The 25,079-nt window shown below is 68.9% G+C and carries 28 protein-coding genes and 2 pseudogenes; 9 read left to right on the top strand and 21 right to left on the bottom strand.

The window, feature by feature from the left end; all coding sequences use genetic code 11:
- Positions 1–46 precede the first annotated feature (46 nt).
- From VGN74_RS13810 to VGN74_RS13850, 9 genes and pseudogenes are all read right to left on the bottom strand, one after another.
- Positions 47–796, bottom strand: a complete 750-nt coding sequence (locus VGN74_RS13810) for a DUF72 domain-containing protein (protein WP_327449177.1) — start codon at positions 794–796, stop codon at positions 47–49.
- A complete protein-coding gene (locus tag VGN74_RS13815) occupies positions 793–1,347 on the bottom strand; it encodes a hypothetical protein (RefSeq protein WP_327449179.1) in 555 nt (184 codons plus the stop codon). Before VGN74_RS13815 ends, VGN74_RS13810 begins: the two co-directional genes overlap by 4 nt.
- A gap of 35 nt (positions 1,348–1,382) precedes the next feature.
- A pseudogene (locus tag VGN74_RS13820) lies at positions 1,383–1,511 on the bottom strand (DUF72 domain-containing protein); the annotation flags it as partial.
- Complete coding sequence (locus tag VGN74_RS13825; RefSeq protein ID WP_327449181.1) at positions 1,508–1,828, bottom strand: type II toxin-antitoxin system RelE/ParE family toxin; 321 nt, start codon at positions 1,826–1,828, stop codon at positions 1,508–1,510. The gene VGN74_RS13825 and the pseudogene VGN74_RS13820, both read right to left, overlap by 4 nt.
- Entirely contained in the window at positions 1,825–2,079 is a 255-nt protein-coding gene (locus tag VGN74_RS13830; RefSeq protein ID WP_327449183.1) for a type II toxin-antitoxin system ParD family antitoxin, read from the bottom strand. Before VGN74_RS13830 ends, VGN74_RS13825 begins: the two co-directional genes overlap by 4 nt.
- A gap of 31 nt (positions 2,080–2,110) precedes the next feature.
- Positions 2,111–2,395, bottom strand: coding sequence for a 2TM domain-containing protein (locus VGN74_RS13835; protein ID WP_327449185.1), 285 nt, complete (start codon positions 2,393–2,395; stop codon positions 2,111–2,113).
- A 57-nt stretch (positions 2,396–2,452) separates the two neighbouring features.
- On the bottom strand, positions 2,453–3,814 hold the full coding sequence (locus tag VGN74_RS13840; protein WP_327449187.1) for a glutamate--cysteine ligase: 1,362 nt from the start codon (positions 3,812–3,814) through the stop codon (positions 2,453–2,455).
- A 79-nt stretch (positions 3,815–3,893) separates the two neighbouring features.
- Positions 3,894–4,613 carry a 16S rRNA (uracil(1498)-N(3))-methyltransferase gene (locus tag VGN74_RS13845; RefSeq protein WP_327449188.1) on the bottom strand — a complete coding sequence of 240 codons (720 nt, stop codon included), beginning with the start codon at positions 4,611–4,613 and terminating at the stop codon, positions 3,894–3,896.
- 12 nt (positions 4,614–4,625) lie between these two features.
- Positions 4,626–5,009, bottom strand: a complete 384-nt coding sequence (locus tag VGN74_RS13850; RefSeq protein WP_327449190.1) for a helix-turn-helix domain-containing protein — start codon at positions 5,007–5,009, stop codon at positions 4,626–4,628.
- A gap of 52 nt (positions 5,010–5,061) precedes the next feature.
- On the opposite strand from VGN74_RS13850, the gene VGN74_RS13855 reads away from it, so the two are divergent.
- Together VGN74_RS13855 and VGN74_RS13860 are read left to right on the top strand one after the other, a co-directional pair.
- Positions 5,062–5,394: a nuclear transport factor 2 family protein gene (locus tag VGN74_RS13855; protein ID WP_327449192.1), complete on the top strand. Its 333-nt coding sequence runs from the start codon at positions 5,062–5,064 to the stop codon at positions 5,392–5,394.
- Positions 5,391–6,188, top strand: coding sequence for an SDR family oxidoreductase (locus VGN74_RS13860; protein WP_327449194.1), 798 nt, complete (start codon positions 5,391–5,393; stop codon positions 6,186–6,188). Before VGN74_RS13855 ends, VGN74_RS13860 begins: the two co-directional genes overlap by 4 nt.
- Positions 6,189–6,197: 9 nt before the next feature.
- Here the strand turns inward: VGN74_RS13860 and VGN74_RS13865 are convergent, their stop codons facing one another.
- Genes VGN74_RS13865 through VGN74_RS13875 form a run of 3 tightly spaced genes read right to left on the bottom strand, consistent with a single transcriptional unit; the run spans position 6,198 to position 9,684 of the window.
- Entirely contained in the window at positions 6,198–7,361 is a 1,164-nt protein-coding gene (locus VGN74_RS13865; RefSeq protein ID WP_327449196.1) for an acyl-CoA dehydrogenase family protein, read from the bottom strand.
- Between the two features lie 53 nt (positions 7,362–7,414).
- The gene (locus VGN74_RS13870; protein WP_327449198.1) at positions 7,415–9,196 is read right to left on the bottom strand and encodes an acyl-CoA dehydrogenase C-terminal domain-containing protein; all 1,782 of its coding nucleotides are present in this window, start codon (positions 9,194–9,196) and stop codon (positions 7,415–7,417) included.
- 2 nt (positions 9,197–9,198) lie between these two features.
- Complete coding sequence (locus VGN74_RS13875) at positions 9,199–9,684, bottom strand: MerR family DNA-binding transcriptional regulator (RefSeq protein ID WP_327449200.1); 486 nt, start codon at positions 9,682–9,684, stop codon at positions 9,199–9,201.
- Between the two features lie 167 nt (positions 9,685–9,851).
- Here VGN74_RS13875 and VGN74_RS13880 point away from each other — a divergent pair.
- Positions 9,852–11,654, top strand: a pseudogene (locus VGN74_RS13880) (long-chain-acyl-CoA synthetase); the annotation flags it as partial.
- A 235-nt stretch (positions 11,655–11,889) separates the two neighbouring features.
- On the opposite strand, the gene VGN74_RS13885 reads toward VGN74_RS13880, so the two are convergent.
- Together VGN74_RS13885 and nhaA are read right to left on the bottom strand one after the other, a co-directional pair.
- Positions 11,890–14,451: a TonB-dependent receptor gene (locus tag VGN74_RS13885; RefSeq protein WP_327449202.1), complete on the bottom strand. Its 2,562-nt coding sequence runs from the start codon at positions 14,449–14,451 to the stop codon at positions 11,890–11,892.
- A gap of 209 nt (positions 14,452–14,660) precedes the next feature.
- Complete coding sequence (gene nhaA, locus VGN74_RS13890; protein ID WP_327449204.1) at positions 14,661–15,854, bottom strand: Na+/H+ antiporter NhaA; 1,194 nt, start codon at positions 15,852–15,854, stop codon at positions 14,661–14,663.
- Positions 15,855–16,081: 227 nt separating this feature from the next.
- On the opposite strand from nhaA, the gene VGN74_RS13895 reads away from it, so the two are divergent.
- Positions 16,082–17,518, top strand: a complete 1,437-nt coding sequence (locus tag VGN74_RS13895; protein ID WP_327449206.1) for a protein adenylyltransferase SelO family protein — start codon at positions 16,082–16,084, stop codon at positions 17,516–17,518.
- Here VGN74_RS13895 and VGN74_RS13900 read toward each other — a convergent pair.
- Together VGN74_RS13900 and VGN74_RS13905 are read right to left on the bottom strand one after the other, a co-directional pair.
- The gene (locus VGN74_RS13900; protein WP_327449208.1) at positions 17,476–17,646 is read right to left on the bottom strand and encodes a DUF2256 domain-containing protein; all 171 of its coding nucleotides are present in this window, start codon (positions 17,644–17,646) and stop codon (positions 17,476–17,478) included. The two genes, VGN74_RS13895 and VGN74_RS13900, sit on opposite strands and share 43 nt — an antisense overlap.
- Positions 17,646–17,993: a helix-turn-helix domain-containing protein gene (locus VGN74_RS13905; RefSeq protein ID WP_327449210.1), complete on the bottom strand. Its 348-nt coding sequence runs from the start codon at positions 17,991–17,993 to the stop codon at positions 17,646–17,648. Before VGN74_RS13905 ends, VGN74_RS13900 begins: the two co-directional genes overlap by 1 nt.
- A gap of 159 nt (positions 17,994–18,152) precedes the next feature.
- On the opposite strand from VGN74_RS13905, the gene VGN74_RS13910 reads away from it, so the two are divergent.
- From VGN74_RS13910 to VGN74_RS13925, 4 genes are all read left to right on the top strand, one after another.
- Positions 18,153–18,578: a DoxX family protein gene (locus VGN74_RS13910; RefSeq protein WP_327449212.1), complete on the top strand. Its 426-nt coding sequence runs from the start codon at positions 18,153–18,155 to the stop codon at positions 18,576–18,578.
- 39 nt (positions 18,579–18,617) lie between these two features.
- Complete coding sequence (locus tag VGN74_RS13915) at positions 18,618–18,803, top strand: hypothetical protein (protein ID WP_327449214.1); 186 nt, start codon at positions 18,618–18,620, stop codon at positions 18,801–18,803.
- Positions 18,804–18,919: 116 nt separating this feature from the next.
- Positions 18,920–19,393, top strand: a complete 474-nt coding sequence (gene greA / locus VGN74_RS13920) for a transcription elongation factor GreA (protein WP_327449216.1) — start codon at positions 18,920–18,922, stop codon at positions 19,391–19,393.
- Positions 19,384–20,367 carry a mitochondrial fission ELM1 family protein gene (locus VGN74_RS13925; RefSeq protein WP_327449218.1) on the top strand — a complete coding sequence of 328 codons (984 nt, stop codon included), beginning with the start codon at positions 19,384–19,386 and terminating at the stop codon, positions 20,365–20,367. The genes greA and VGN74_RS13925 overlap by 10 nt, the downstream gene beginning before the upstream one ends.
- 6 nt (positions 20,368–20,373) lie before the next feature.
- Here the strand turns inward: VGN74_RS13925 and VGN74_RS13930 are convergent, their stop codons facing one another.
- A complete protein-coding gene (locus tag VGN74_RS13930; protein WP_327449220.1) occupies positions 20,374–20,691 on the bottom strand; it encodes a hypothetical protein in 318 nt (105 codons plus the stop codon).
- 47 nt (positions 20,692–20,738) lie between these two features.
- Here VGN74_RS13930 and trxB point away from each other — a divergent pair, with 47 nt between their 5' ends.
- The gene (gene trxB / locus VGN74_RS13935; protein WP_327449222.1) at positions 20,739–21,758 is read left to right on the top strand and encodes a thioredoxin-disulfide reductase; all 1,020 of its coding nucleotides are present in this window, start codon (positions 20,739–20,741) and stop codon (positions 21,756–21,758) included.
- A gap of 13 nt (positions 21,759–21,771) precedes the next feature.
- On the opposite strand, the gene VGN74_RS13940 is transcribed toward trxB, so the two are convergent.
- The 4 genes from VGN74_RS13940 to VGN74_RS13955 all read right to left on the bottom strand — a co-directional run bounded on the left by VGN74_RS13940 (position 21,772) and on the right by VGN74_RS13955 (position 25,070).
- Positions 21,772–22,194, bottom strand: coding sequence for a response regulator (locus tag VGN74_RS13940; protein ID WP_327449224.1), 423 nt, complete (start codon positions 22,192–22,194; stop codon positions 21,772–21,774).
- The gene (locus tag VGN74_RS13945) at positions 22,191–23,279 is read right to left on the bottom strand and encodes a sensor histidine kinase (RefSeq protein ID WP_327449226.1); all 1,089 of its coding nucleotides are present in this window, start codon (positions 23,277–23,279) and stop codon (positions 22,191–22,193) included. The genes VGN74_RS13940 and VGN74_RS13945 overlap by 4 nt, the downstream gene beginning before the upstream one ends.
- A 72-nt stretch (positions 23,280–23,351) precedes the next feature.
- On the bottom strand, positions 23,352–24,545 hold the full coding sequence (locus VGN74_RS13950) for a cell wall hydrolase (protein WP_327449228.1): 1,194 nt from the start codon (positions 24,543–24,545) through the stop codon (positions 23,352–23,354).
- A gap of 45 nt (positions 24,546–24,590) precedes the next feature.
- Positions 24,591–25,070 (bottom strand): Dps family protein, encoded by a 480-nt coding sequence (locus VGN74_RS13955; protein WP_327449230.1) that lies wholly within the window; start codon positions 25,068–25,070, stop codon positions 24,591–24,593.
- Positions 25,071–25,079 lie beyond the last annotated feature (9 nt).

Consider the following 25,079-nt stretch of genomic DNA (forward strand, 5'->3'; position numbering starts at 1 on the left):
CTGGAAATCCGTGTCGCCAACATGGGGATTGGCGGCCCGTGGACAACTACCCGAGGCGGGCGATCAGCGCCTCGGCGGCGGCCGGATTGCGCACCTTGGCCCCGGCGATGAAGTAGGCGAAGACCTCGCCGCGCGTGGCCCACTGCCGGGTCCGGGCGGCGATGGCGTCCAGCTCGGCCGACGCCATGCCGGTGGGCTCCTCCTCGCGGCTGGACATCAGCCGGGCGTAGGTGAAGTCGGCGGTGGGCTGATCGATGCGCGGCCACTCCGGCGCCTCGTCGTCCTCGGCATAGACGATGGCGCAGCCGTACTTCGCCGCCAGCTCGTAGAACTGCGGGGTCTCGAACGAGCCGTGGCGCACTTCGAGCGCGTGCCGCAGCCGCACCCCGTCGCGCTCGGCCGGCAGCAGCTTCAGGAAGCCCTCGAAGTCGACCGGATCGAACTTCTTGGTGGCCATGAACTGCCAGTTGATCGGCCCCAGCCGGTCGCCCAGCGCCGTCAGGCCCTGGCCGAGGAAACGGTCCATGGACTCGCCCATGTCGGCCAGCACCTTGCGGTTGGTGCAGTAGCGACTGGCCTTGACCGAAAAGACGAAGCCCTCGGGCGTCTCGTCCCGCCACTTCATCCAGCTGTCCGGCTTGAAGGTCGAATAGTAGGTGCCGTTGATCTCGATCGAGGTCAGCCGCCGGCTGGCGAACTCCAGCTCGCGCTTCTGCGTCAGACCTTCGGGGTAGAAGACCCCGCGCCACGGCTCATAGGTCCAGCCGCCGATGCCGACGTAGATTTTTCCGGTCACGCCAGTCTCCTTCGCGCTTCCATGAGCGACGCAACCGTCCAAGCTGTGAGTCCCGCAGCAGCGCCTGTGACGGCAGTCAGGGCGATATCGAGCACTTGGAACATCCATCCGAGAGCTGTGGGCATGCCATCAGCAGTCATCTGATACCCGTAACTCCAAGAGTTGAAGCTTGAGTCCTGGTCAGCCATTGTCTGCAAGCCGTAGACGAAAATGTAGGCGGCAAAGGCCAGTCCGAGCAGCAGGCCGACGGTTGCGCCCAACCAGATCGCGTCTCTTTTGTGCGTACGGCCACGGCTCTCCGAGCGTTTCCAGACCGGATACCCCGCGATCAGCACGAACGGGACGGCGATTGGCAGGCCGAATGCAGCGTAGAGCGTGACGATGTTTCCGAGCTGAACTGGATCGATGCCGGTCTGTATCTCCGCTCCGAAAATGCGATCTGTCAGCGGGACCAAAACCATGGGGGCTAGATCAAACACGACGGTCAGCACCCAAGCGACCAACGCGGCGGCCAACAATCCGAAGATCTTCGTTCTGGCCGAGGTCGTCATACGACCCTCACAACGTGCTCAACTCCGCAGTGATGCTCGATCGAGGTCAGCCGCCGGCAGGCGAACTCCAGCTCGCGCTTCTGCGTCAGACCCTCGGGATAGAACACCCCGCGCCAGGGCTCGTAAGTCCAGCCGCCGACGCCGACGCGGATGGGGTGGGTCATGGGGTTTCGCTCACGTTGTCGCCCCCGCGGGGATCCTCAAGCCAGTTTTCGCTGGCATGGCGAATGCGCACGATCAGGATGCCTTCATCGGTTTCGTCATAGACGATCACGTGAGCCTTGAAGGGGCAGATTCTGGTCGGTGGCTTGTACTCGTGCCGCAGTCTGAACAAACCCGGATGGAGCGCGAGGGTGCGTAGCCGCGCGACCAGCTCGTCACGGTAGCGCACGGCCTGCATCGGTCCGAAGTCGTCAAGGCTGCGGGCGAAGATGCTCAGCAGATCGGCCTCTGCACTCCGAGAGAGCCGATAGGCGTTCACGCGGCCCTGTGCCGCCGTTCGTGATCGGCCTTCGCTTCTTCAAAGATCTCTTCTACCGACTTCTCGCTGACGCCCGAAGCGCGACCCTCATCGACCAGCGCCTGCATGTGCGCGATCTTCTCCACTCGTTCCTGGTCGCGGCGGATCAGGTCGCGGACGTAGTCGCTGGCGTTGGCGTAACGCCCGTCTGCGGAGCGGGACTCGACCCAGACCTTCATCTGGGCCGGCAGGGAGATGTTCATGGTGGCCATGGGGCGAGGGTCCGCCCGATGGCAAACCTTGTCAATCTCTGCGCTGGCGCTGTCGCAGGAACTCCAGCTCGCGCGCTACCGCCCGGTCGTGGGCGCCGGACAGGCTGTAGGTGACGCCGATGAGATGGGCGGCGAGGCCGATGCCCCAGCCCAGCATCGGCCACCAGGCCCAGTCGAACCGGCCGTCGGTCAGATAGTCGAGCCCCAGCAGGCCGCCGTTGACCAGCACAAAGACAAAGGCGTGCACGCGCACGCTCATGCGCGCCTGGGCCCGCCGTTCGGCCTCTTCGCGCAGGCCCGCTTCAACGTCGCTCATGGTGATGTCCCTCCAAACCCTCGGCGAGGATGGCGCCGGCGCGGCCGGAGGGAAAGATCAGTAGGCGAAGTCGCGGTAGACGCGGCTCAGGTCGCCCGCCCAGGCCCCGTGGTACAGGTCCAGCAGCCGCTCGGCCGGGGTCACGCCGGAGTCAGCGATGTCTTCCAGCTCGGCCAGATAGCCGCGCTCGTCGACCATGCCGCCGGAGAAGCAGGCGCGGTTCTTCAGGCCCTGTTTAGCGATGGCCACCATGTCGACGGCCACGTCGCGCAGGCTGCGTCCGCCGACCTCGGCGCGCAGGCCGAGGCGGGTCACGTCCCGGCGCAGCCGCTCGTGATCCTCGACCGCCCAGCCCTTGCACAGGTCCCAGGCCGCCGCCTGCGACGGCGCGTCATAGAGGATGCCGGCCCACAGGGCGGGCAGGGCGCAGATGCGGCTCCACGGCCCGCTGTCGGCCCCGCGCATCTCCAGATACGATTTGAGCCGGACCTCGGGGAACAGGGTGGTCAGGTGATCGCCCCAGTCCTTCAGCGTCGGCCGCTCGCCGGGCAGCTCCGGCAGGCGACCGTCGAGGAAGTCGCGGAACGAGCGCCCGGCCACGTCCACATACCGCCCGTCGCGCTTGACGAAATACATCGGCACATCGAGCGCATAGTCGGCATAGCGTTCGAACCCGAAGCCGTCCTCGAACACGAAGTTGAGCATGCCGGTGCGATCGGCGTCGGTGTCGGTCCAGACATTGGCCCGTGCCGACAGGAAGCCGTTCGGCCGGCCCTCGGTAAAGGGGCTGTTGGCGAACAGGGCGGTGGCGACCGGCTGCAGCGCCAGGCTGACGCGGAACTTCTCGACCATGTCGGCCTCGGACTCGAAGTCGAGGTTGGCCTGCACCGTCGAGGTGCGCAGCATCATGTCGAGGCCCAGCGAGCCGACCTTCGGCATGTAGGCGCGCATGATGTCGTAGCGGCCCTTGGGCATCACCGGGATGTCCTCGCGGGTCCACATCGGGTCGAAGCCGAGCCCGAGGAAGCCCAGGCCGAGCTGGTCGGCGACCTGCTTGACCTCCATCAGGTGCTGGCCGGTCTCGTTGCAGATGTCGTGGATGGTCTTCAGCGGCGCGCCGGACAGCTCGAACTGGCCGCCGGGCTCGAGGCTGATCGAGGCCGTGAAGCCCTCGGCGTTGGCGCGTTCAAGGGCGATGACGTGCCCGCCCTCGAGCACCGGGGCCCAGCCGAAGCGGGTCAGGCCGTCCAGCATGGCGCGGATGCCCGTCTCGCCCTCGTAGGTCGGCCGGCGCAGGCTGACACGGTCGAAGCCGAACTTCTCGTGCTCGGCCCCGATGCGCCACTGATCGCGCGGCTTGATGCCCTTCGCCATGACGCCGACGAGATCGTCGGCCGAGAGCGGCGCCTGGTCGGTCATGCGTGTCCCCCACGTGTCGCGCCTAGATGGGAGAGGGCAGGGCCCTGCTCAAGGGCTCCCATGGTGCGACCGGGCGCCCTCAGCGCTCCCAGTCGCCCAGCGCCGCCTGCCACAGGGTCAGGGCCGTGACCGCGGCGGTATCGGCCCGCAGGACGCGCGGCCCCAGAGACACGGGCGTGGCGCAGCGCATCGCCCTCAGCCGGTCGCGCTCCTCCGGGGCGAAGCCCCCCTCGGGACCGATCAGGATGGCCCACGGGCCGGGGCCCGCGGCGGCCAGGGCGGGCAGGGCGGGCGGCCCGCCGGTCTCGTCGCAGAACATGATCCGGCGCGAGGTGTCCCAGCGGTCGAGCAGGGCGGTCAGCTTGACCGGATCATCCACCGGCGGGACGTCCAGCCGGCCGGTCTGCTCGGCGCTCTCCTCGGCGATGGCGTCGAGCCGGTCCAGCCGCAGGTGCTGGGGCTGTGTCCGGGCCGTGGTGATCAGCCGGATCCGCGCCGCACCCAGCTCCGTGGCCTTCTCGACGGCGAACTCGAGCGCCGACTTCTTCACCGTGGCGAGCAGGAGCTCCACGTCCGGCGGTGTGATCTGGTCCCGCACGCGCGCCTCGGCGCGCAGCACCACGCCCTTCTTCAGCACCTCGGCCACGGTGGCGCGCCACTCGCCGTCGCGGCCGTTGAACAGCCGCAGGGAGTCCCCCGTGCCCAGCCGCATCACCTGGGTCAGATAGCGCGACTGGTCCAGCGTCGGGGCCACGGCCGCGCCGGCAGTTAGATCTGCGGTGACGTGAAGGCGGATCATGAACAGAACCTCTCAGGCCTCGTCGCCTTGCGGGCCCGGTCGGGCCTCCGCCCACGTCAGGATGGCGTCTAGGGCCGGACAGAGGGCAAGTCCCCAGGCCGTCAACCTGTACTCCACCCTTGGCGGCACCTCGGGATAGACGATACGCTGGACCACTCCGTCGCCTTCCAGCTGGCGCAACTGCTGGATCAGCATCTTCTGTGACACAGCAGGAATGGCCCGCTCCAGCTCGGAGAAGCGCAGGGCGTCGCCGCTGAACAGGTGAAAGAGGATCAGCATCTTCCAGCGTCCCTCGAGAATGCGGAAGGCCGCCGTCACACCCTCGGCAGCAGTCAGGGGCGTATGCCCTGACTTACTGTCAGGTGAGTACCGGACTTTTTCGTTGGTTCTTGCCATCTGGTTAGTCTAGGCGCACCTCGCCTCCTGTGCAAACGAGGGAGATCACAGCATGTCTGCCACGATCCCGGCGCCGGTGAGCGCCTATTTCAGCGCCGTCAACGCAGGTAAGGCGGAGGGCGTGGCCTCAGCCTTCGCTCCGGACGGCGAGGTTCAGGATGAACGTGCAACCCATCGCGGCCGGGAGTCGATCTCGACCTGGGCCGCGGACACCCTGCAGCGCTACCGGGTGCAGAATGCGATCCTGTCGGCCCGTAGCGACGCCTCTGGCGAGGCCGTCGTGATCGCCCGCGTGACCGGGACCTTCCCGGGTAGTCCTCTGGATTTCACCTACCGTTTCACCCTCGACGACGGGCTCGTCCGGGTCCTCGAGATCAGCCTGTGAGCCCGCCGGCCTTCCGCACCGATCCCGCCGAGTTCGCCGGCCGCACCGTTCTGGTGACGGGGGGGACGAAGGGGGCCGGACTGGCGATCGTGGAACGGTTTGCGGCTGCCGGGGCGCGCGTGTTCTCGGCCGCCCGGTCCGCGGGGTCGGGAGGGGCCCCGCACAGCTTCATCGCCGCCGATCTGAAGACGGCTGAGGGGGTGGGCGCTCTCGTGGCGGCGTTGGGCGAGGAGGTCGGCCGGCTCGACGCCGTGATCCATGTGCTCGGTGGATCACGCGCGCCCGGCGGCGGCTTCGCAGCCCTCGACGACGCCATTTGGCAGTCGGAACTGGATTTGAACCTGATGCCGGCCGTGCGGCTGGACCGCGCGCTGGTCCCCGCCATGGTCCGACGCGGGCGCGGGGTGGTGGTGCACGTGTCCAGCATTCAGCGACAGTCGCCCCTGCCGGACGCCACGACGGCCTACGCGGCGGCCAAGGCGGCCCTGTCTACCTACTCCAAGGCCCTGTCCAAGGAGGTCGGACCACGGGGCGTGCGCGTGGTGTCCGTCGCGCCGGGATGGATCAATACGGCGGCGGCCCGGGCCCTCGTCTCGCGCATCGCCGAAGCCGGGGGTCATGATGAGGCCACGGCCCGCCAGGGCATCCTCGACGGGCTGGGCGGCATACCGATCGGGCGTCCGGCCTGGCCTCAAGAGGTCGCCGAGCTCGTGACGTTCCTCGCTTCTGACCGGGCCGGAGCCCTTCATGGCGCGGAGTACCGGATCGACGGGGGGACGGTGCCGACCGTTTGAGGGGGGCTTTCAGAGCGTCCGGGCGATCAGCACCTTCATGATCTCGTTGGTGCCGCCGTAGATGCGCTGAACGCGGGCGTCCTTGTACAGCTGGGCGATCGGGTATTCGGTCATGTAGCCGTAGCCGCCGAACAGCTGCAGCATCTCGTCGATCGTCTCGCCCTGGATGTCGGTGACCCAGTACTTGGCCATCGAGGCGGTGGCGGCGTCCAGCTTGCCGGCCAGGTGCAGTTCGATGCAGCGGTCGACGAAGGCCTTGGCCACGGTCAGCTTGGTCTTGACCTCGGCCAGCTTGAACTGGGTGTTCTGGAAGTCGAGGATGCGCTTGCCGAAAGCCTTGCGCTCCTTGACGTAGTCGAGCGTGTGGGCGAGCCCGCGCTCGGCGGCGGCCAGACCCTGCACGGCGATGTTCAGGCGCTCCTGCGGCAGCTGCTCCATCAGCTGGTAGAAGCCGCGGCCCTCGTCCCCGCCGATGATGTTCTCGCCGGGCACCTTCACCCCGTCGAAGAACAGCTCGGAGGTGTCGTTCGCCTCCATGCCGATCTTGTGCAGGTTGCGGCCGCGGCGGAAGCCCTCGACCTCGTCGGTCTCGACCACCACCAGGCTGACGCCCTTGGCGCCCTCGCCCGGGTCGGTCTTGGCCACGACGATGATGAAGTTGGCCAGCTGGCCGTTGGTGATGAAGGTCTTGGAGCCGTTGATGACGTACTGGTTGCCGTCCTTGATGGCGGTGGTCTTGACGCCCTGCAGGTCCGAGCCGGCGCCCGGCTCGGTCATGGCGATGGCGCCGACCAGCTCGCCGGTCACCAGCCGCGGCAGCCAGCGCTGCTTCTGCTCCTCGGTGCCGTAGTGCCAGATGTAGGGGGCGACGATGGCGTTATGCAGCGAGACGCCGAAGTGGTCCGCGCCCTTCCAGCCGAGCTGGCGCATCAGCACCACCTCGTGGCGGTAATCGCCGCCCATGCCGCTCCATTCCTCGGGCTGGCTCAGGCCCATCAGCCCGTCCTGACCCGCCTGGGTCCACAGCTCGCGCGGCACCGAGCTGTTCTCGATCCAGCTGGCCACCTTCTCCGGCGGCGCGTGCTCGTCGATCCACTTGCCGACGGAGTCGGAGAAGAGGGTGATTTCCTCCTCCAGCATGAAGTCGGGTTCGGGCAGGTTCAGGACGTTCATTTCTGTCAACTCCGCTTCACGATCCCCTCTCCCGATAGGAGAGGGAAAACACCTCAGAACGCCTCCGCCGGGACGCCCATCAGCACGTCGGCGCCGGTCTTCAGCTTCTTCAGGTGGGCGCCCACGTCCGGCAGCATGCGCTCGACGAAGTAGCGGCCGGTGGCGATCTTGCCGCTGTAGAAGGGGTCGGTGGAGCCGGCGTCGATCTGCTTCTGCGCCGCGACGGCCATCTGGGCCCAGACATAGGCGAGGGCGGTCAGGCCGAAAATGTGCAGATAGTCGGTCGAGGCGGCGCCGGCGTTGTCCGGGTTCTGCATGCCGTTCTGCATCAGCCACATGGTGCCGTCCTGCAGGGCCTTCTTGGAGTCCGCGAGGCCGTCGATGAACGGCTTCACCGCCTCGTTGCCGCCGTGCTCGGCGACGTAGGCGTCGATATCGGCGAACCAGCTCATGATCGCGCGGCCGCCGTTGGCGGGCAGCTTGCGGCCGACCAGGTCGAGCGCCTGAATGCCGTTGGCGCCCTCGTAGATCATGGTGATGCGCGCGTCGCGCAGATACTGGCTGGCCGGGAAGTGTTCGGTGTAGCCCGAGCCGCCGTGCACCTGCATGGCGAGGCTGGTGGCGTGGAAGCCGCGGTCGGTCAGATAGGCCTTCAGCACCGGCGTGATCAGGCCCATGTAGTCGCGGGCCTTTGTCGCCACCGCCTCGTCCTCGGCGCGCTGCAGGTCGGCCTGCAGCGCGGTCCACAGCACGAAGGCCTGGCCGCCCTCGACGATGGCCTTGGCTTCCAGCAGCATGCGGCGCACGTCCGGGTGGACGATGATCGGGTCGGCCGGGCCTTCGGCGTTCTTCGGGCCGGTCAGGCTGCGGCCCTGCAGGCGGTCCTTGGCGAATTCGGCAGCGGCCTGATAGGCGGCCGTGGCGATGGCCAGCCCCTGCAGGCCGGTGCCCAGTCTCGCCTCGTTCATCATCACGAACATCCCGGCCATGCCCTTGTTCTCCGGGCCGACGAGCCATCCGGTTGCGCCGTCGTACTGCATGACGCAGGTGGCGTTGCCGTGGATGCCCATCTTGTGCTCGAGACCGACGCACTTGAGGCTGTTGCGCTCGCCCAGCGAGCCATCGTCGTTGACGATGAACTTGGGCACGACGAACAGGCTGATGCCCTTGATGCCCGCCGGGGCGCCCTCGATCCGGGCCAGCACCAGATGGATGATATTGTCCGTGAAATCGTGCTCGCCCGAGCTGATCCAGATCTTCTGGCCCGTGATGGCGTAGCTGCCGTCACCGTTCGGCACGGCCTTGGTGCGGATCAGGCCGAGGTCGGTGCCGCACTGGGGCTCGGTCAGGTTCATGGTCCCGCCCCACTCGCCCGAGGCCAGCTTGGGCAGGTACTTGGCCTTCTGCTCGGGCGAGCCATTGGCGTGCAGGCCCTCGTAGCAGCCATGGGTCAGGCCGGGGTACATCGAGAAGGCCGGGGAGGCGGCCGCGGTGAACTGACCGAACGCCATGCCGACGATGGTCGGCATGCCCTGGCCGCCAAACTCGGGGTCACAGGTCAGGCTGGGCCAGCCGGCCTCGACCATCTGGTGGTAGGCTTCCTTCCACCCGGTCGGGCCCGTGACGTGGCCGTCGTCCCACTTGCACCCCTCGGCGTCGCCGACGCGGTTCAGCGGCGCGATGACCTCCTCGGCGAACTTGGCGCCTTCCTCGAGGATCTGGCCCACCAGATCGGACGACACGTCCGAGAAGCCCGCCTGATTGGTGTAGCGGTCGATCTCCAGCACCTCGTTGAGGAAGAAGGTCAGGTCGCGGACAGGGGCCTTGTAGGGCATGATCAGGCTCTCGCTTTGAAGGCGTGGACGTAGGGTTCGGGGTTCAGCCGCTCGCGGAGCAGGCTGGCGTATTCCTCGGCGCCGGGCAGCAGGTCGGGCCGGAACTGGCCGAGCTTCTGCTCCATGACGCGGCAGGCTTCCTCGGCGGTGGCGATCGCCTCGTCGAGATCCTCGCGCTGGCGGCGCAGCTGCTCGATCTGGGCGCGATGGCGGCGCAGGGCCACGGCCATCTGATGGGCGTTGTGATCCTTGTGATCATAGAGGTCCAGCATCTGCTGGATCTCCTGCAGGGTGAAGCCGATCCGGCGCCCCCGCAGAATCAGCTTGAGGCGGGCCCGGTCGCGGGCGTCATAGACGCGCGTCTGCCCCTTGCGGGCCGGGTTGAGCAGGCCCTTGTCTTCGTAGAACCTCAGCGCCCGGGCTGTCGCCCCGAACTCGCGGCACAGCTGGCGGATCGTGTAGGTGCGATGGTCGTCGGCGCTCGCCATGACCCGAGTCTTATCTTGACGCGCACGTAAAGGGAAGGTTCTTTGCGCAAACTGCGACTTCGCAGCGCGACGCGACAAAAGAACCGCCCGCGGGTTCCCCTGCCGGTTGACCCGTCGCCGCACCTTCTCCATCACCGGGGAGAAGACATCAGCAGGGAGGCTGCGAGACGATGGGGCTGATGGCGAATGTTCGGCGCGACCTGAAGTTCGTGTCGGGACTCAGGCGGCTGCTGAAACGCGTGGCGCCGATCGCCATGGAGAGCGCCGATCTGCTCTGCGACGACATCGAGGCCGTGGTCGACCAGTTCCCCGACCATGTGGCGCTCGAGGATGAACGCCGCCGCCTGACCTATCGCGACCTCGACGCCCTGGCCAACCGCTATGGCCACTGGGCCCGCAGCCGCGGCCTGCGCCGCTCCGATGTCGTCGCGCTGATGATGAACAACCGGGTGGACTACATCGCCGCCTGGCTGGGTCTGTCCAAGGTCGGCGTGCCCTGCGCCCTGATCAACACCAACCTCAGCGGGGCGCCGCTGGCGCACTGCCTGAACATCGTCTCGGCCTCGCAGGTGATCTGTGACATCGAGTCGGTCGAAGCGCTGGAGAGCGCGCGCCCGATGGCCGAGAAGACCCTCTCCCTCTGGGTGCTGGGCCTGCAGCTGGCCGACGAGAGCGGCGATCGCCGCAGCCTCGAGGCCGGCGTCCGCGGCGCCTCGTCTGTCCGCCCGGCCCGCTCGCTGCGCGAGGGTCTGACCAACCGTGACGTGGCGATGTACATCTACACGTCCGGCACCACCGGCCTGCCCAAGGCCGCCAAGATCATCCACGCGCGGGCCCGGACCTACATGCGCGCCTTCGCGGGCGCGACCGGCTCGACCGACAAGGACCGGGTCTACAACTGTCTGCCGCTGTATCACTCGACCGGCGGGCTGGTGGGCGTGGGCTCCACCCTGCTGAACGGCGGGGCGGTGATCATCCGCCGCAAGTTCTCGGCCGGCGGCTTCTGGGCCGACGTGTCGGCCAGCGGGGCGACCACCTTCGTCTACATCGGCGAGCTGTGCCGCTACCTGGTGAACAGCCCCGAGCATCCGGAAGAGCGGGCGCACAAGCTGCGTCTGGCCTTCGGCAACGGGCTGCGGCCCGAGGTCTGGACCGACTTCAAGAGCCGGTTCCGCATCCCCGAGATCCTCGAGTTCTACGGCTCGACCGAGGGCAATGTCTCGCTGTTCAACTTCGACGGCAAGCCGGGCGCGATCGGCCGCGTGCCGTGGTTCGTGAAGAAGCAGATCAACATCCGTCTCGTGGCCTTCGACGTCGAGACGGAGGAGCCTGTCCGGAGCGTCAACGGCCTGTGCCTGCCGGTGCCGGCAGGCGAGATCGGGGAAGCGATCGGCCGGATCGGTGACGAGTTGCGCCAGAGCTACTCCGGCTACGCGGACGCCGCCGCCTCCAAGAAGAAGGTGCTCGAGGACGTGTTCGAGCGCGGCGACCGCTGGTTCCGCACCGGCGACCTGATGCGCCAGGACGCCGAGGGCTACTACTATTTCATCGACCGGATCGGGGACACCTTCCGCTGGAAGGGCGAGAACGTCTCCACCACCGAGGTGCAGGAGCGTCTGTCCGCCGCGCCGGGCGTGGCCGAGGCCATCGTCTACGGCGTGCCGGTCCCCGGCCAGGACGGCAAGGCCGGCATGGCGGCCCTGATCATGGACGAGGCCTTCTCGGCCAAGGCGTTCGGCGAATGGGTGGCGGCTGAACTCCCGGCCTACGCCCAGCCGGTTTTCGTGCGCCTGCTCAAGGCCGCCGACACCACGGGGACGTTCAAGTACCGCAAGACGGACCTGGTGAGCGAAGGCTTCGATCCGGCGCTGGCCGGACCGAACCTGTATTTCCGCGGCGGCAAGAACGGCTACCAGAAGCTGTCGCCGACGGTGCACGCCAACATCCTCGCCGGGACGGCCCGCTTCTAGAGGCGCCGCAAGGGCGGGCGCGCAGAGGGCGCGCCTGTCGCGGCTGTCAATCACCTGACCCTTTGACTGGCCGCGGCCGTGCTCCCGTCCTCCGGGGGCGGGGCCTCGGCCGCTTGACCGTAGCCTGTCCGCGGCGCGGGCCTTCGTCTGTCCCTCGCCTGTCCCTCGCCCGATCTCCAAAGCAAAACGGCCGGGCTTTCGCCCGGCCGTTCCGTTGTTCGGAGTGAACGTCCGATCAGTAGCTGACGCGGAGCGTGACGCCCCAGGTGCGCGGGGCGCCGAGGAAGGCGCTGTAGCCCTGGGTGTCGGTCGCCGGGTTGTAGAAGGTCCCGTCCGGCTGGGCCGTGGCGGCGAAGGCCGAGCCCTGCAGCGGCGAGTTGTACACGACCTGATAGTACTCCTCGTCGGTCAGGTTCTGGGCCCACAGATCCACGGTCCAACGCTCGCTTTCGGCGCCGATCGAGATCCGGCCGTTGAACAGGCCGTAGCCGTCCTGCTGCTTGAACGGCAGCAGGTCAGAGCCGGTGTTGTACTCGGTCATGTACTTGCCCGACAGGCTCAGGCCCATCTGCAGGCCGTTGCCGAGCGAGCGCTCGTAGTTGATCGAGGCGGACCCCGACCATTCCGGCGCGAACGAGGCCTGGGCGCCCGGCAGCAGCGAGAGCTGCGGGAAGTTCGCCGGCACCGTCAGGTCGGCGGCGGTGAAGCGGCCGTATTCGGTCTGGGCGTAGGTCAGGCCGCCGGTGAGCGTCAGGCCCTCCACCGGGGTGAACCACAGCAGGTCGACGTCCACGCCTTCCGAGGTCAGCTCCGGGATCGATTCGACCACGAAGGCGGTGCCGAGGAAGGTGTTGAGCTGGAAGTTCTCGAACGTCTGGTTGAAGTAGGTCGCGTTGAACAGCAGCGAGCCGTCCAGCAGGGTGGACTTGAAGCCCAGCTCGTAGCTGTCGACCACTTCCGACGGGAAGAACAGCGATGCGTTCGGGGTCACGCCCGTCTGCACGCGGTCCATGTTGTAGCCGTAGCTCTTGTAGCCGCGGGCGTACGAGCCATAGACCATGAAGTCGTCGTTCAGGCGGTAGGTAGCCTTCAGCGTGCCGGTCACCTCGCTGTCGTCGAAGTCCTCGTCGATCGAGCGGTTGTCGAACAGGACGTTGGCCCAGGGCAGGCAGACCACGCCGAGCGCGCGGGCCGCCGAGGCGCCGAGGACCGCCCCGATCGCCGCCTGGTTGGCGAGGGCGGAGCCGCAGGCCTGGCCGTTGGTGCCGACGTTGTCCTGACGGCCAGTCAGTTCCTTGGAGTCCTGCGTGTAGCGCAGGCCGAAGGTGACATCGAACTGGTCGGTCAGGCGGAACGTGTTGTTGGTGAACACCGCGAACGAGGTCGTGTCCTGGGTGTAGTTGTCCACCGCGCCGAGACCCGTGCCGAAGCCGGGGCCGCCGCCGTTGACCGCGCCGCCCGAACCCGCGCACTGGGCGAGGGTCGCGGCGGTCTGGCCCGGACGGGTCAGGCAGCCGACAAAGGCCGGGCTGGCGCCGTTGGTCAGCAGCAGCGAGATGAACGGGGTGTAGTCAGCGCCGTAGTAGTACGAGTCGGCCCGATCGATGCTCTCGGTGGTGGCGAACACGCCCACCAGCCAGTCGAGGCGGTCGGTGGTGCCGGCCAGACGCAGTTCCTGGGTCAGGTTCTCGACCGTGTAGGCGTACAGGCCGTCCTTCTCGCGATAGAGAATGTCGGCGCCGGTGTAGTCGATGTCCTGGGCGTTGACGGTCTCCCAGTCGCGCCAGGAGGTGATCGAGGTCAGGCGGGCGTTCATCGACGGGATGTCGATGTTGACCTCGGCCGACAGACCGCGGTCGGTCATTTCCTGGTCGCTGCCGCGGTTGGCGAACGCCTCACGCGAGAACGGCAGTTCGCCGAAGCCGGTCGCCGGCGGACGGGTGCCCGTGCCGTTCGACAGGCCATCGATGATGCCGAAGGTCGGGCCGGTACGGATCGACACGCCCGTGCAGCAGTACTCCTCGCGCTTCGAATAGTCGGCGATCAAGCGGATCGAGGTGTTGTCGTTCGGCAGGAACAGCAGCTGGCCGCGGGTGGTCCAGTAGTCCTGATTGTTGTCGTCCGTTAGCGTGCGGGGGCCGTCGCCGGTGTTCACGTCATAGAAGCCGTCGCGCACCCGGCGGGCGGCGAACAGGCGCATGGCGAGGGTCTCGGTGATCGGGCCGCTGACCGAGCCGGCGGCGCCGAGGGCGCCGTAGTTCCCGGCCGTCAGTTCCAGATTGTACTCCGGCGTGAAGCTCGGCAGCTGGGTGATGACATTGATCACGCCGGCCGAGGTGTTCTTGCCGAACAGGGTGCCCTGCGGCCCCTTCAGAACCTCGATCCGCTCCAGCTCGCCGAGGTCGCCGAAGCCGACGCCGTTCCGCGAGCGGTACACGCCGTCAATGACGATGCCGACCGAGCTTTCCAGACCCGGGTTGTCGCCGACGGTGCCGACGCCGCGGATCCGGGCGGTGGTCGAGGCTTCCGACGAGGTCGACGTCACCGTCAGGCCCGGCGTCAGGACCTGGACGTCCTTGATGTCACGGACGCCGGCGTTGGCGAGCGCTTCTTCCGACAGGGTGGTGACCACGACGGGCACCTCCTGCAGGCTCTGCTCGCGCAGCTGCGCGGTGACGATGATCTCGTCGACGGTGGTGACCTGGCCGTCCTGGGCCATGGCGGCGCCGCCGCCGAGCAGCGCAGCGCCGAGAACGGCGCCCGAGGCGGTCGTACGAAGAGTCCGGTTGAGTCGCATGTGCGTCCCCGCTCCTGAAAAGGGCCGAAGCCCCGGTCATTTCCTGTCCCTCGGGTCGCGTCTTCTTTGAAACACGGACACGAACCCTCGAACCTTTGGCGTAATCCAGGTTCAACCTACCGACAAGCGTACTCGCCCGCCCTGCGTCGTGATTTCGCCCCCGCTGACGCGGGTGTGATGCGAAAACGACAAAAAACGATGACGTTGCGTCAAGCTTCGGGGGCGGTTTCGACCTTGGGCCGCGGCTCACGGAGCAAGATGAACGCGCCGAGCAGACCGGAAAGCAACGATCCGCCCAGCACGCCCAGCTTCACCTGCACCTGCTCGGGTGAGTCGATCGCGCCCGGGAAGGCGAGGGCCCCGATGAACAGGCTCATGGTGAAGCCGACGCCGCACAGCAGGCTGACGCCATAGACCTGCGGCCAGGTCGCGCCGCGCGGCTTGGCCCCGATCTTGAGCGCCGTCGCCAGCCAGGCGAAGCCCAGCACGCCGATCTGCTTGCCGATGAACAGGCCCATGGCGATGCCGAGGACCAGCGGGGTGAACAAGGCTTCGAGGCTGATGCCCGCGAACGACACCCCGGCCTTGGAGAAGGCGAAGATCGGCAGGATCACATAGGCGACGTAAGGGTGCAGCTCGTGCATCGCCTCCTTGAGCGGGCTGTCGTGGCCCGGCTTGCGCGTGTTGACCGGGACGATGGTGGCGAAGGCCACGGCGGCGAGCGAGGTCGACAGCTCGGCCTGCACGGTGAACCACCACACCGCCGCGAAGGCCAGCACCCAGAAGGGCGGCGTGATGCGGACGCGCGACAGAATACCCATGGCGAAGATGATCCCGACCGCCACGAGGAGCGGGGTGATCTGGACGCCGCCGCTGAACAGGATGGCGATCAGGGCGATGGCGCCCAGGTCATCGACAATGGCGAGGGTCAGCAGGAACACCCGCAGCGACGTCGGCAGGCCGCGCGCCACGAGGGCGAACACGGCCAGGGCGAAGGCGATGTCCGTGGCCAGCGGGATCGGCCACCCCTGGGCGGGGCCACCGAGCGCGTGGGTGATGCCGAGATAGACGAGGGCCGGGCCGACCATGCCGCCGAGCGCGGCCAGCACGGGTGTGGCCAGACGCCGCGGGTCCGACAGCTCGCCCTTCAGGATCTCGTATTTGATCTCAAGGCCGACGACGAGGAAGAAGATCGCCATCAGCCCTTCCTTGACCCAGTCGGACAGGGCCATGGTCAGGACCAGCGGGCCCATCTGAAGGGTCTGGTAGCCCTTGAGGAAGGCGAAGTACTGGTCCGCCCAGGCGGAGTTGGCGACGATCAGGGCCGCCAGGGCCGCGAGGCCCAGAAAGGCGCCCGAGGCGGCCTCGGTCTTGAGAAAATCGAGCGTGATCTTGCGCGCCAATGCGGCCTCCGGAGCAAACAGGTCGACGTTCTTGGCGGCCGGTTATCGACGGCCGCCGGACCGAAGCCGGCCCGCCAAACTGGACTGGGGACCGACCGGCCGGACCCGCCAGCGCCCCGAAGGACGGGCAAGGGCCCGATCTCTGCGGCGCACCATAACGACCCGCGGCCACGGTTCAACGAAAACTGACGCTTGCAGCGCGCTTCCGTCGGCCGCATGTGCCCGGGATGCCCGTGTCATCCTCCTACAGCCCCGCGCCCCGTTTCGCGGCGCTCGGCCCCGAGTTCGGCGACCCGGTCTCGCCGGCGGCGTTTCCCGAGACCCGGCTGCGGTTTCGCAATTCGAGGGCCGCGGCCACGTGCGGGCTGGCGGATCTGACGGACGCGGAGTGGCTGGCCCACTTCGGTCGGCTCGAGCCGCTTCCCGGTCAGCCCGGCCCGATCGCCATGCGCTACCATGGGCACCAGTTCCGCACCTACAATCCGGACCTCGGCGACGGCCGAGGGTTCCTCGCCGCGCAGCTGCAGGCCGAGGACGGGCGTTTGCTGGATCTCGGCACCAAAGGCAGCGGCCAGACGCCGTGGTCGCGCGGGGCCGACGGACGGCTGACGCTGAAGGGCGGCGTGCGTGAGGTGCTGGCCGCCGAAATGCTCGAGACCCTAGGGGTTCCGACCAGCCGGGCCCTGAGCCTGATCGAGACCGGCGAGGCGCTCGAGCGCGGCGACGAGCCCTCGCCGACCCGGTCCGCGGTGCTGGTGCGCCTGTCCCATAGCCATATCCGCTTCGGCACCTTCCAGCGGGCGGCGTATCTGCAGCGACAGGACATGCTGGAGACCCTCGCCGGGCATGCCCGCAGCCTCTACCACCCCCATGTGGCCGAGGGGGACGTCCCGGGCCTTCTGGCGGCGGTGCGCGACGCCTCGGCGCGACTCGCCGCCGCCTGGGTCGCCGCCGGCTTCGTGCACGGCGTCCTCAACACCGACAATCTCAATGTCACCGGCGAGAGCTTCGACTACGGCCCATGGCGCTTCCTGCCGCGCTACGAGCCCGGGTTCACGGCGGCCTATTTCGACCAGTTCGGGCTGTACGCCTTCGCGCGTCAGCCGGAGGCCGTGTTCTGGGCCCTCACCCAGTTCGCCGGGACGCTGCGCTCGCTGGCCCCTGTGGAGGCCCTGACCGAGGTGCTCAACGGCTTCGGGCCCGCCTACATCGCCGCGCTGCGACAGGCGTTTCTGCGCCGGTTCGGGGTGGTCTCCGCAGGGGAGGAGGCGGATCAGGCGCTCGTCGACGCCGCCCTGGCGCTCCTCCGGGAAGGCGGCGATGCGCTGCGCTGGGAGCCGCTCTTCTTCGACTGGTTCGGAGGCTTCTCCAGCGCCGGCCGGGCGCTCGCCGGTCCGCGCGCGCAACTCTATCAGGGGCGCACCTTCGACGCCTTCCGCGCCGTCCTGTTCGAACATGCCCCGGACAGGCCCGAACGACTGGAGGTTCCGGTCTTCCAGGCCGCGGAGCCCGAAGAGATGCTGATCGACGAGGTCGAGGCCATCTGGGCGGCGATCGACCGGGACGATGACTGGGGGCCGTTCGAGGCCAAGCTGGCGCGACTGGCGGCGGCCCGCGACGCCTACGCCTTCGGGCCGGCCGCGCGACAGCGATCGGAACAGTAGCGGACCTGATCCCAGTCCCGCGCCCATTTGCGCCGCCAGCTGAACGGACGGGCGCAGGTGACGCAGATCTTCTCAGGCAGGTCGGCCTTGGCCGCGACCCGTCCCTGGTTGACGTGCTTGCGCGCCATCAGGCGGCGTCCTGGCGGGGCAGGGGGCCGGCGGTCGAGGCCGCATCGAACGCCGCGCGCGCCGCCGTGATGGCCGTTCGGTGCGCCTCCGCCCACGCCACCAGGCCGCAGACCGGCGCCAGAAGCGTCTCGCCGACCGGGGTCAGGGCGTAATCGACCCGCGGCGGCACGCCAGGGTGAACGGTGCGGGCGACAAGACCGTCCCGCTCCAGGCCGCGCAGGGTGAGCGTCAGCATCCGCTGGGACACCCCGTCCACGGCGCGCCGCAACTCATTGAATCGCTTGGACCCTTGGGCCAGCTGTCCGACGATCAGCAGGGACCATTTGTCGCCCACGCGGCCCAGCACTTCGCGGACCGCGAGGCAGTCCGTCCCGTCCGCGCCGGGTGGCGGCGACCCATCGCATAAGCGTGGCGGTAACATATTTGTGCCTTCTTGTCGGATCATCGGCGCCCCCCGACCTAGGAGCGGACAACCTCCCCCGCCAGTCCTGACCCCTTCTGAACCATGACGACCCTCAACGCCGCCTCCCGTCCCCTCGGCCCCCGCGAAAGGCTTCGCGCCACGCGGCGCAACCTGCTGCTGTGGACGTTCCAGGGCTGGCTGGCGATGTTCTTCGTGGCCGCCGGCTATGCCAAGCTGACCGAGCCGCTCGATCATCTGGCCCTGCTGTTCAGCTGGTCCGGCGCGGCGAGTTCGGGTTTCGTTCGCGGCGTTGGCCTCGTCGAGGTGGTCGCCGGTCTGGCGCTGCTCGCGCCGCTCGCCTCGTGGCGACTGGGCCGTCCGCCTCTGCTGGGCGCAGCCGCCCTGCTGGCGGCCATGGCGCTGATCATGGCGGTGGTGCACGGCCTGCAGCTCGAAGCCGGGGCCGTGCTGCTCAACGTCGTCCTGTTTACGCTGGCGGCCACCGTCGTGCGGGGGCGTTCGCGTTGATGTGAGGCAACCCGGGGCGGGCGACGACGTTTTCGCGCCATGCGCCTGCACACCCTCCAGATCGCCGCCGGCCTGGCCGGTCTCACCCTTCTCTTGATCGCCTTCCTGGCGGCCGGCGTGGCCGCAGCGGCCTGGCTGGTCGCCGCCGGCCTTGTGGCGGGCGCGGTCTGGGCCATCTTCGCTCTGGCGCGCCATCGCCTTTCGCGGCCGCGAAACACCGCTTGAACATGGCTTACGGCCACCCTATCCTCTTTCCCCGGCCGCGCACGCCCAGCGGTCCGGGGCCTTGTGCTCCCGCGTTTCACCTCCAGTTCGGGCGTCAGACGGAAACCCACGTCACAATGGAAAAAGTGCCGATGACGGCCGAGGGCTACCGTGTCCTCGACATCCAGTTGAAGCAGCTCAAGTCTGTCGAGCGCCCGAGCGTCATCGCGGCGATCGCGGAGGCGCGGGCGCATGGGGACCTGTCCGAGAACGCCGAGTACCACGCAGCCAAGGAGCGCCAGGGCTGGATCGAGGGCCAGATCGCCGAGATCGAGGACAAGATCAGCCGCGCCCAGATCATCGACGTGTCCAAGCTGTCGGGCGCCCAGGTGAAGTTCGGGGCGACGGTCACCGTCGTCGACGAGGACACCGAGGACGAGCATCGCTACCAGATCGTCGGCGAGCATGAGGCCGACGTGAAGCTGGGGCGCATCTCGATCGCCAGCCCGATCGCGCGCGCCCTGATCTCCAAGGAGGTCGGAGATGTGGTCGAGGTCAACACGCCCGGTGGCGTGAAGGCGTACGAAATCCTCAAGGTCGAGTGGATCTGACGGCGCAGACCGCGCCGTTGCGGCTGAGGGTCGTCACCGACGGCCGGGCCGGGATCGAGAATCAGGCGCTTGGGCTGGCCGAGGCGATTGGTCGGCTGGCGCCCGCCGCCATCGATGTGGTGCGCGTCACCTGGAAAGGTGCCTTTGACCTTCTGCCGGCGCAGTTGAAGACGCCCGCGATGCTGGCCGAGGGGCAAGACGCTCTCGGGCCAGGCTGCGACATCTGGATCGGCTGCGGCCGGGCCAGCCTGCCGCTGGCGCTCGCCGCCCGGCGGCAGCCGCATGGCCCCTTCGTCGTGCAGATCCAGGACCCGCGCCTGCCGCCGCGCCTGTTCGATCTGGTCATCGCCCCGGCCCATGACCGGCTTGAAGGCGACAACGTTTTCGAGATCCTCGGGGCGCCTCATCGCGTCACCGCAGAGCGTCTCGCGACAGCCGCCCCGGCCTTCGCTGACCGAATCGAGGCCCTGCCGCGGCCCCGGATCGCCGCCATGATCGGTGGCCGGTCAAAGGCGTTCGACCTGACACAGGCCCATGCGACCGAGCTGGGGCGGCAAATCGCCGGTGCAGTCGCTGCCGCAGGTGGATCGCTGCTGTTGACCTTCTCGCGGCGGACGCCTGAGCCCGCGCAGGCGGCCCTGCGCGCGGCGCTGGCGGAGACGCCCGGCTGGATCTGGGACGGGCAGGGGGCTAATCCCCTGTTCGCCTTCCTCGCCGCGGCGGACCATGTCCTCGTCACCGAGGACAGCGCCAACATGGCCACCGAGGCGGCCTCGACCGGCAAGCCGGTGCATCTGCTGCCAATGGTCGCGCGCCGTCCGTCGCCCAAGTTCGCCCGCCTGAGCGAGGCGCTCGAGGCGTGCGGGGCCGCGCGGCCGTTCGATCCCGCCCTGCCGGCCTGGACCTACGCGCCGCTGGACGAGACCCGACGCGCCGCGGCGGCGGTGCTCGAGGCCTTCGCCGCGCGCGGCTAGACCGCGTCAGTCGCCGCCGCCGCCATCGCCCCCGCCGTCGCCGGCGTCATCCATGCCGCCCTTGCCCTTGCCGCCGCTGTCGCCGGCGATAAGGGTGGGCGACACCCCGCCCTCTCCGCCATCGCCGCGCTTGCGCGACGGGGACGCCGCCGCCTTGGCGCGCGCGTCCATGGCCGCCCCGACGCCGACGCCGATCGCGACGCCCAGCGCCAGCCACAGGGCGAGGTCGCCGGTCGTCAGGCCGACGGCGGAGCCGATCGCGGCGCCGAGGGCGATACCGATGCCCAGCCGGGTGGTGGTGGGCGGATTTTCGGGTGCGGACACGTCGCCTCTCCGTCGCATCTGGTGTCGAAGGCGCCTAGATTAGCGCCATGTCGATTCCTGCAGAACCCCGCTCCGTCCGCGTCGCCATCATCGGGTCCGGTCCCGCCGGCTGGACCGCCGCCATCTACGCCGCCCGCGCCCTGCTCAAGCCCGTGGTCATCGCCGGCCTGCAGCCCGGAGGCCAGCTGACCATCACCACGGATGTCGAGAACTATCCGGGCTTCGCCGACGTCATCCAGGGGCCCTGGCTGATGGAGCAGATGCAGAAGCAGGCCGAGCATGTCGGCACGGAGGTCATCCACGACATCGTCACCCGTGCGGACCTGTCGCAGCGCCCGTTCCGCCTGACGCTCGATTCCGGGACCGAAATCCTGGCCGAGACGGTGATCATCTCCACCGGCGCCCAGGCCAAGTGGCTGGGGATCGAGTCCGAACAGGCCTACCGTGGCTTCGGCGTCTCCGCCTGCGCCACCTGCGACGGCTTCTTCTATCGCGGCAAGAACGTGGTGGTCGTCGGTGGCGGCAACACGGCCGTGGAGGAGGCGCTGTTCCTGACCAATTTCGCCGCCAAGGTGACGCTGGTGCACCGGCGTGACGAGCTGCGCGCCGAGCGCATCCTGCAGGATCGTCTTCTGTCCAATCCCAAGGTCGAGGTGATCTGGGATTCGGCCATCGACGAGGTGCTGGGCGTGAAGGACGGCGTCTCCGCCAATGTCACCGGCGTGCGGCTCAAGCATGTGCGTACCGGCGAGACCACAGACCTGGCCTGTGACGGCGTGTTCATCGCCATCGGCCACGCTCCGGCGTCCGAGCTGTTCGCCGGGGTGCTGGAGACCAACGAGGGCGGTTATCTGCGGGTGAAGCCCGGGACCGCGGCGACCGCCATCGAAGGCGTCTACGCCGCCGGCGACGTCACCGACGACATCTATCGACAGGCTGTGACCGCGGCCGGCATGGGCTGCATGGCGGCGCTGGAGGCGGTCCGCTTCCTCGCCGAGCAGGACCACAAGGCCGAGGGCCACCCGATCAGCCACCGCGAGGCCGAGAAAATCGGCCAGTGGGACTGACCGGGCCCACCGGTCAGGCGGCGAACAGCTTCAGCTCCGGCGGGGCGTACTGCACCGGCTGACCCTCGCGGTGGGCGAGGGCATAGGCCACGGTGCTCCCGACGGCGCGCTCGTCGGTCGGCTTGGAAAGGACGCCCAGCGCCCCGTCCACCCCGTCGCGCACCATGCCAGGGTTCGCGGTCAGGAACACCACGGTGACGCCCAGGGCGGCCAGTCGCCGTCCCAGCCCCACGCCGGTCGGCCCGTCCGAGAGGTGAATGTCCACCAGCGCGAGGTCGATCGGCCGGTCCCCGATGACGGTCAGGGCGGTCGCGGTGTCAGCCGCCTGCCCGGCGACCTCGTGACCGAGGTCTTCCAGTACGAAGCGGAGCTCCATGGCGACGAGGGCCTCGTCTTCTACGATCAGGATCCGGGCAGGCATGGTCTCGATACTCAAGCGGTTCCAGTATCCAACGCCGATCCGGCTATGGGGTTTCCGTCCCCGCGCAGGGCTGCCCTGCGTCGCGACATCGCGGAGGCTGGCAGCGAGATGTCGACCTGCAGCCCCTCGGGAGCCCAGGTCCGGTGGATGTCCCCACCCAGCTGTCCCTCCACGGAGAGGCGGGTGAGGGATGAGCCGAAGCCGGAGCGCTCCGGCGGGCGGACGGTCGGGCCACCGCGTTCGCGCCAGCTCAGCAGGAAGCGGTCATCGCGGGTGGAGGTCTCGAGGCGGACCCGCCCGCCGGGCCTCGACAGCGCGCCGTACTTGGCGGCGTTCGTCGCCAGTTCGTGAAACAGCAGGGCGACAGGCGTGGCCGACTGGTCGTCGAACCCCATGTCGTCGCCGACGATCTCGACCTGCGGGCGGCCGTCGTCGCTGACGTAGGGCCGGAACAGGGCCGCCAGAAAGGCATGCAGCGTCATCGAGCCTACCGTGGGCCGCGACGCTTCGGTGTGCGGCCGGACGAACTCGTGGGCGCGGGCAAGCGCGCTGATGCGGGTGCGCAGGGTGCGGGCGAACTCCGCCGCCGCCGGATGTTGCCGCGCTGACAGGGCGACGAGGGCGGTGACCACGGCGAAGATATTCTTGATCCGGTGGCTGAGCTCCTGGCTGATCAGCGCCTGTGACGCCTCCAGCCGCTTCAGGTCGTCGACATCGGTGCAGGTGCCCAGCCAGCGGACGATGCGGCCGTCCGGGTCGCGTATCGGATTGGCCCGCCCGAGAGTCCATCTCCACGCCCCCGTGTGATGGCGCAGCCGGTATTCGATCTCGTACGGCTCGCCGGTCTCGAGGCAACGCCGCCATCGCGCCCAGGCCCGCGGCTGGTCCTCGGGATGGAACAGCTCCGCCCAACCCTCGCCGTCGGTCGCGCCGACGGGCATGCCGGTGAAGTCGTACCAGCGGGCGTTGAAGTAGTCGTGGAAGCCGTCCGGCCGGGTCGACCACACCATTTGCGGCATGGTGTCGGCAAGCGCCCGAAACCGGGCTTCCGCAGCGTCCGGAAGATCCTCGGCGAGACGCGGTACGGCGGGGTCGGTCACAGGTCACCTCGGAGATGCCGCCAGGAGCGCGGCCGCGAGGGTGAGAATGCAGACCGGGCCGCCGGGTTGCCGTCAGGGAGCGACGGGGCGACCGACTTCCTCGACGGCGAGCGGGGTGACGCCGGGCGGTGGCGGTGGCGGAGGCGGCGAAGACGCGCCCGTCTCGAACGTGGCGAGGCGCGCGTTGATGGCGGCGATCTCGTCGGCGGTGGGCGGGCGGCGGCCGCCCAGACTGGCCACGCCGACGATGCGGGTCTGCCCGTCGATCTCGACCGTGCGCAGCGGACCGGCGAGGCCCGGCTGCGGCGAAACCGGCGCCGGCTCGTCGGCTGCGAGCTGCAGCTCTGCGTCGGGGGACGTCAGCCGGGGGCGCGCGAAGCGCGACTCGTCGATGACCGGCTCCACGCCCGAGTAGCCCTGGGTGAAGGCGGCGGTTTCGCCGGCCCAGCCCTTCCAGCGGTAGAAGATGTGGGCGCCGATCTGGGTCAGCTTGCTGAGCGTCGGCCTCCACCAGGGGTCGACATAGTCGGCATGGTAGTGGGTCGCCGTGCCCACGGCGGTGGCCACCTTCCCGGCGAGGGCGCGGTCGGCCACGATCGCCGCCCGCCGCCAGGCCCAGTCGACAGGACCCTGCGCGAGAGAGCCGTCGCAGGTGAAGCTGAACTGGCAGCCCGTGGTCCGCTCGGCGCCCTGGAACACCACCCCGCAGATGCTGGACGGATAGTTCGGATCGCGCACACGGTTGAGGATGACCTGGGCCACAGCCTCCTGCCCTTCCGTGCTTTCGAGGGCCGCCTCGTAATAGATCGCCTGGGTCAGGCAGCGTCGGGCGCGCCGGGCGTCTTCGGCGCTGCGGGGGGTGAAGGCGAACGGCCTTGCAGCCCGCAGCGCGCCTGTGTCGGGGGCCACCGCTGCATTGCGACGGCGGGCTTCAAGCCCGGCCCCCCGCACCTCGATCGGGCGGCCGATCAGCGACAGGCTCTCCCAGCCCGGTGTCAGGCCCAGCGCTGCGGCGGAGGGCGACGCGGGATCGAAGCGCGCGGCCACCGCCATCTGGGCGGGGTCGAGGCGCGCCGTCAGGCGCTCGAAGCCGGCAGGGCCGAGGTCGCCGCCGGTGGCGCGGGCCACCGACTCGGCCGTCCGGTCGAGATCCGGCCGCGGCGCAGACCCCGCGGACAGGGCGACGCCGAGCACCGCCACTACCGCGGGGGCGGCGGCGGCCAGACGGCGAACGCCGCGTCGCGCGTGGACTTCGATCAGATGCATGCGAGGGGCGACCTAGCCGCGCAAACCGGCGACTTCGTGGCGAACTCAGATACCGCCGAGACTCGAACGCAGCATCCAGGCGTGCTTCTCGTGCGCCGCGAGGCGCTGGGTCATCAGGTCCACGGTGACCTCGTCGCCGGCCTCGTCGCTGACTTCGAGGGCATGACGGGCGCTGGCGATCACCGTCTCGTGGTCGCGCATCAGCTCCTTGAGCATGCCCTGGGCGTCCTTCTCGGGATCGCCCTCCTTGATTCCGGTCAGATTGGCCAGCGCGGACGGGCCCTGCGGGGCCAGCTTGCCGAGACCACGAATGCGCTCGGCGATGTCATCGAGCGCTTCCCAGATCTCGCGGTACTGCTGCTCCAGCAGATTATGATAGCTGAAGAATTCCGGCCCGCGGACGTTCCAGTGATAGCCGTGGGTTTTCTGGTACAGGGCGAAGCTGTCCGCCAGCACCTTGCCCAGCTCGTCGGCGACGCCGCTCCGGTCCGCGGCGCCGAGGCCCGTCTGCGGTTGAACGTTCATCAGTTGATC

This window comes from Brevundimonas sp. (genome assembly GCF_035998205.1).
Classification (GTDB): Bacteria; Pseudomonadota; Alphaproteobacteria; order Caulobacterales; family Caulobacteraceae; genus Brevundimonas.

Bases quoted from the DNA above. Each gene is read 5' to 3' on its own strand.
- VGN74_RS13815 (WP_327449179.1), bottom strand. From the start codon at position 1,347: ATGACGACCTCGGCCAGAACGAAGATCTTCGGATTGTTGGCCGCCGCG.
- VGN74_RS13830 (WP_327449183.1), bottom strand. From the start codon at position 2,079: ATGGCCACCATGAACATCTCCCTGCCGGCCCAGATGAAGGTCTGGGTC.
- VGN74_RS13835 (WP_327449185.1), bottom strand. From the start codon at position 2,395: ATGAGCGACGTTGAAGCGGGCCTGCGCGAAGAGGCCGAACGGCGGGCC.
- VGN74_RS13840 (WP_327449187.1), bottom strand. From the start codon at position 3,814: ATGACCGACCAGGCGCCGCTCTCGGCCGACGATCTCGTCGGCGTCATG.
- VGN74_RS13845 (WP_327449188.1), bottom strand. From the start codon at position 4,613: ATGATCCGCCTTCACGTCACCGCAGATCTAACTGCCGGCGCGGCCGTG.
- VGN74_RS13850 (WP_327449190.1), bottom strand. From the start codon at position 5,009: ATGGCAAGAACCAACGAAAAAGTCCGGTACTCACCTGACAGTAAGTCA.
- VGN74_RS13855 (WP_327449192.1), top strand. From the start codon at position 5,062: ATGTCTGCCACGATCCCGGCGCCGGTGAGCGCCTATTTCAGCGCCGTC.
- VGN74_RS13865 (WP_327449196.1), bottom strand. From the start codon at position 7,361: ATGAACGTCCTGAACCTGCCCGAACCCGACTTCATGCTGGAGGAGGAA.
- VGN74_RS13870 (WP_327449198.1), bottom strand. From the start codon at position 9,196: ATGCCCTACAAGGCCCCTGTCCGCGACCTGACCTTCTTCCTCAACGAG.
- VGN74_RS13875 (WP_327449200.1), bottom strand. From the start codon at position 9,684: ATGGCGAGCGCCGACGACCATCGCACCTACACGATCCGCCAGCTGTGC.
- VGN74_RS13885 (WP_327449202.1), bottom strand. From the start codon at position 14,451: ATGCGACTCAACCGGACTCTTCGTACGACCGCCTCGGGCGCCGTTCTC.
- VGN74_RS13895 (WP_327449206.1), top strand. From the start codon at position 16,082: ATGCCCGTGTCATCCTCCTACAGCCCCGCGCCCCGTTTCGCGGCGCTC.
- VGN74_RS13900 (WP_327449208.1), bottom strand. From the start codon at position 17,646: ATGGCGCGCAAGCACGTCAACCAGGGACGGGTCGCGGCCAAGGCCGAC.
- VGN74_RS13910 (WP_327449212.1), top strand. From the start codon at position 18,153: ATGACGACCCTCAACGCCGCCTCCCGTCCCCTCGGCCCCCGCGAAAGG.
- VGN74_RS13915 (WP_327449214.1), top strand. From the start codon at position 18,618: ATGCGCCTGCACACCCTCCAGATCGCCGCCGGCCTGGCCGGTCTCACC.
- greA (WP_327449216.1), top strand. From the start codon at position 18,920: ATGGAAAAAGTGCCGATGACGGCCGAGGGCTACCGTGTCCTCGACATC.
- trxB (WP_327449222.1), top strand. From the start codon at position 20,739: ATGTCGATTCCTGCAGAACCCCGCTCCGTCCGCGTCGCCATCATCGGG.
- VGN74_RS13950 (WP_327449228.1), bottom strand. From the start codon at position 24,545: ATGCATCTGATCGAAGTCCACGCGCGACGCGGCGTTCGCCGTCTGGCC.
- VGN74_RS13955 (WP_327449230.1), bottom strand. From the start codon at position 25,070: ATGAACGTTCAACCGCAGACGGGCCTCGGCGCCGCGGACCGGAGCGGC.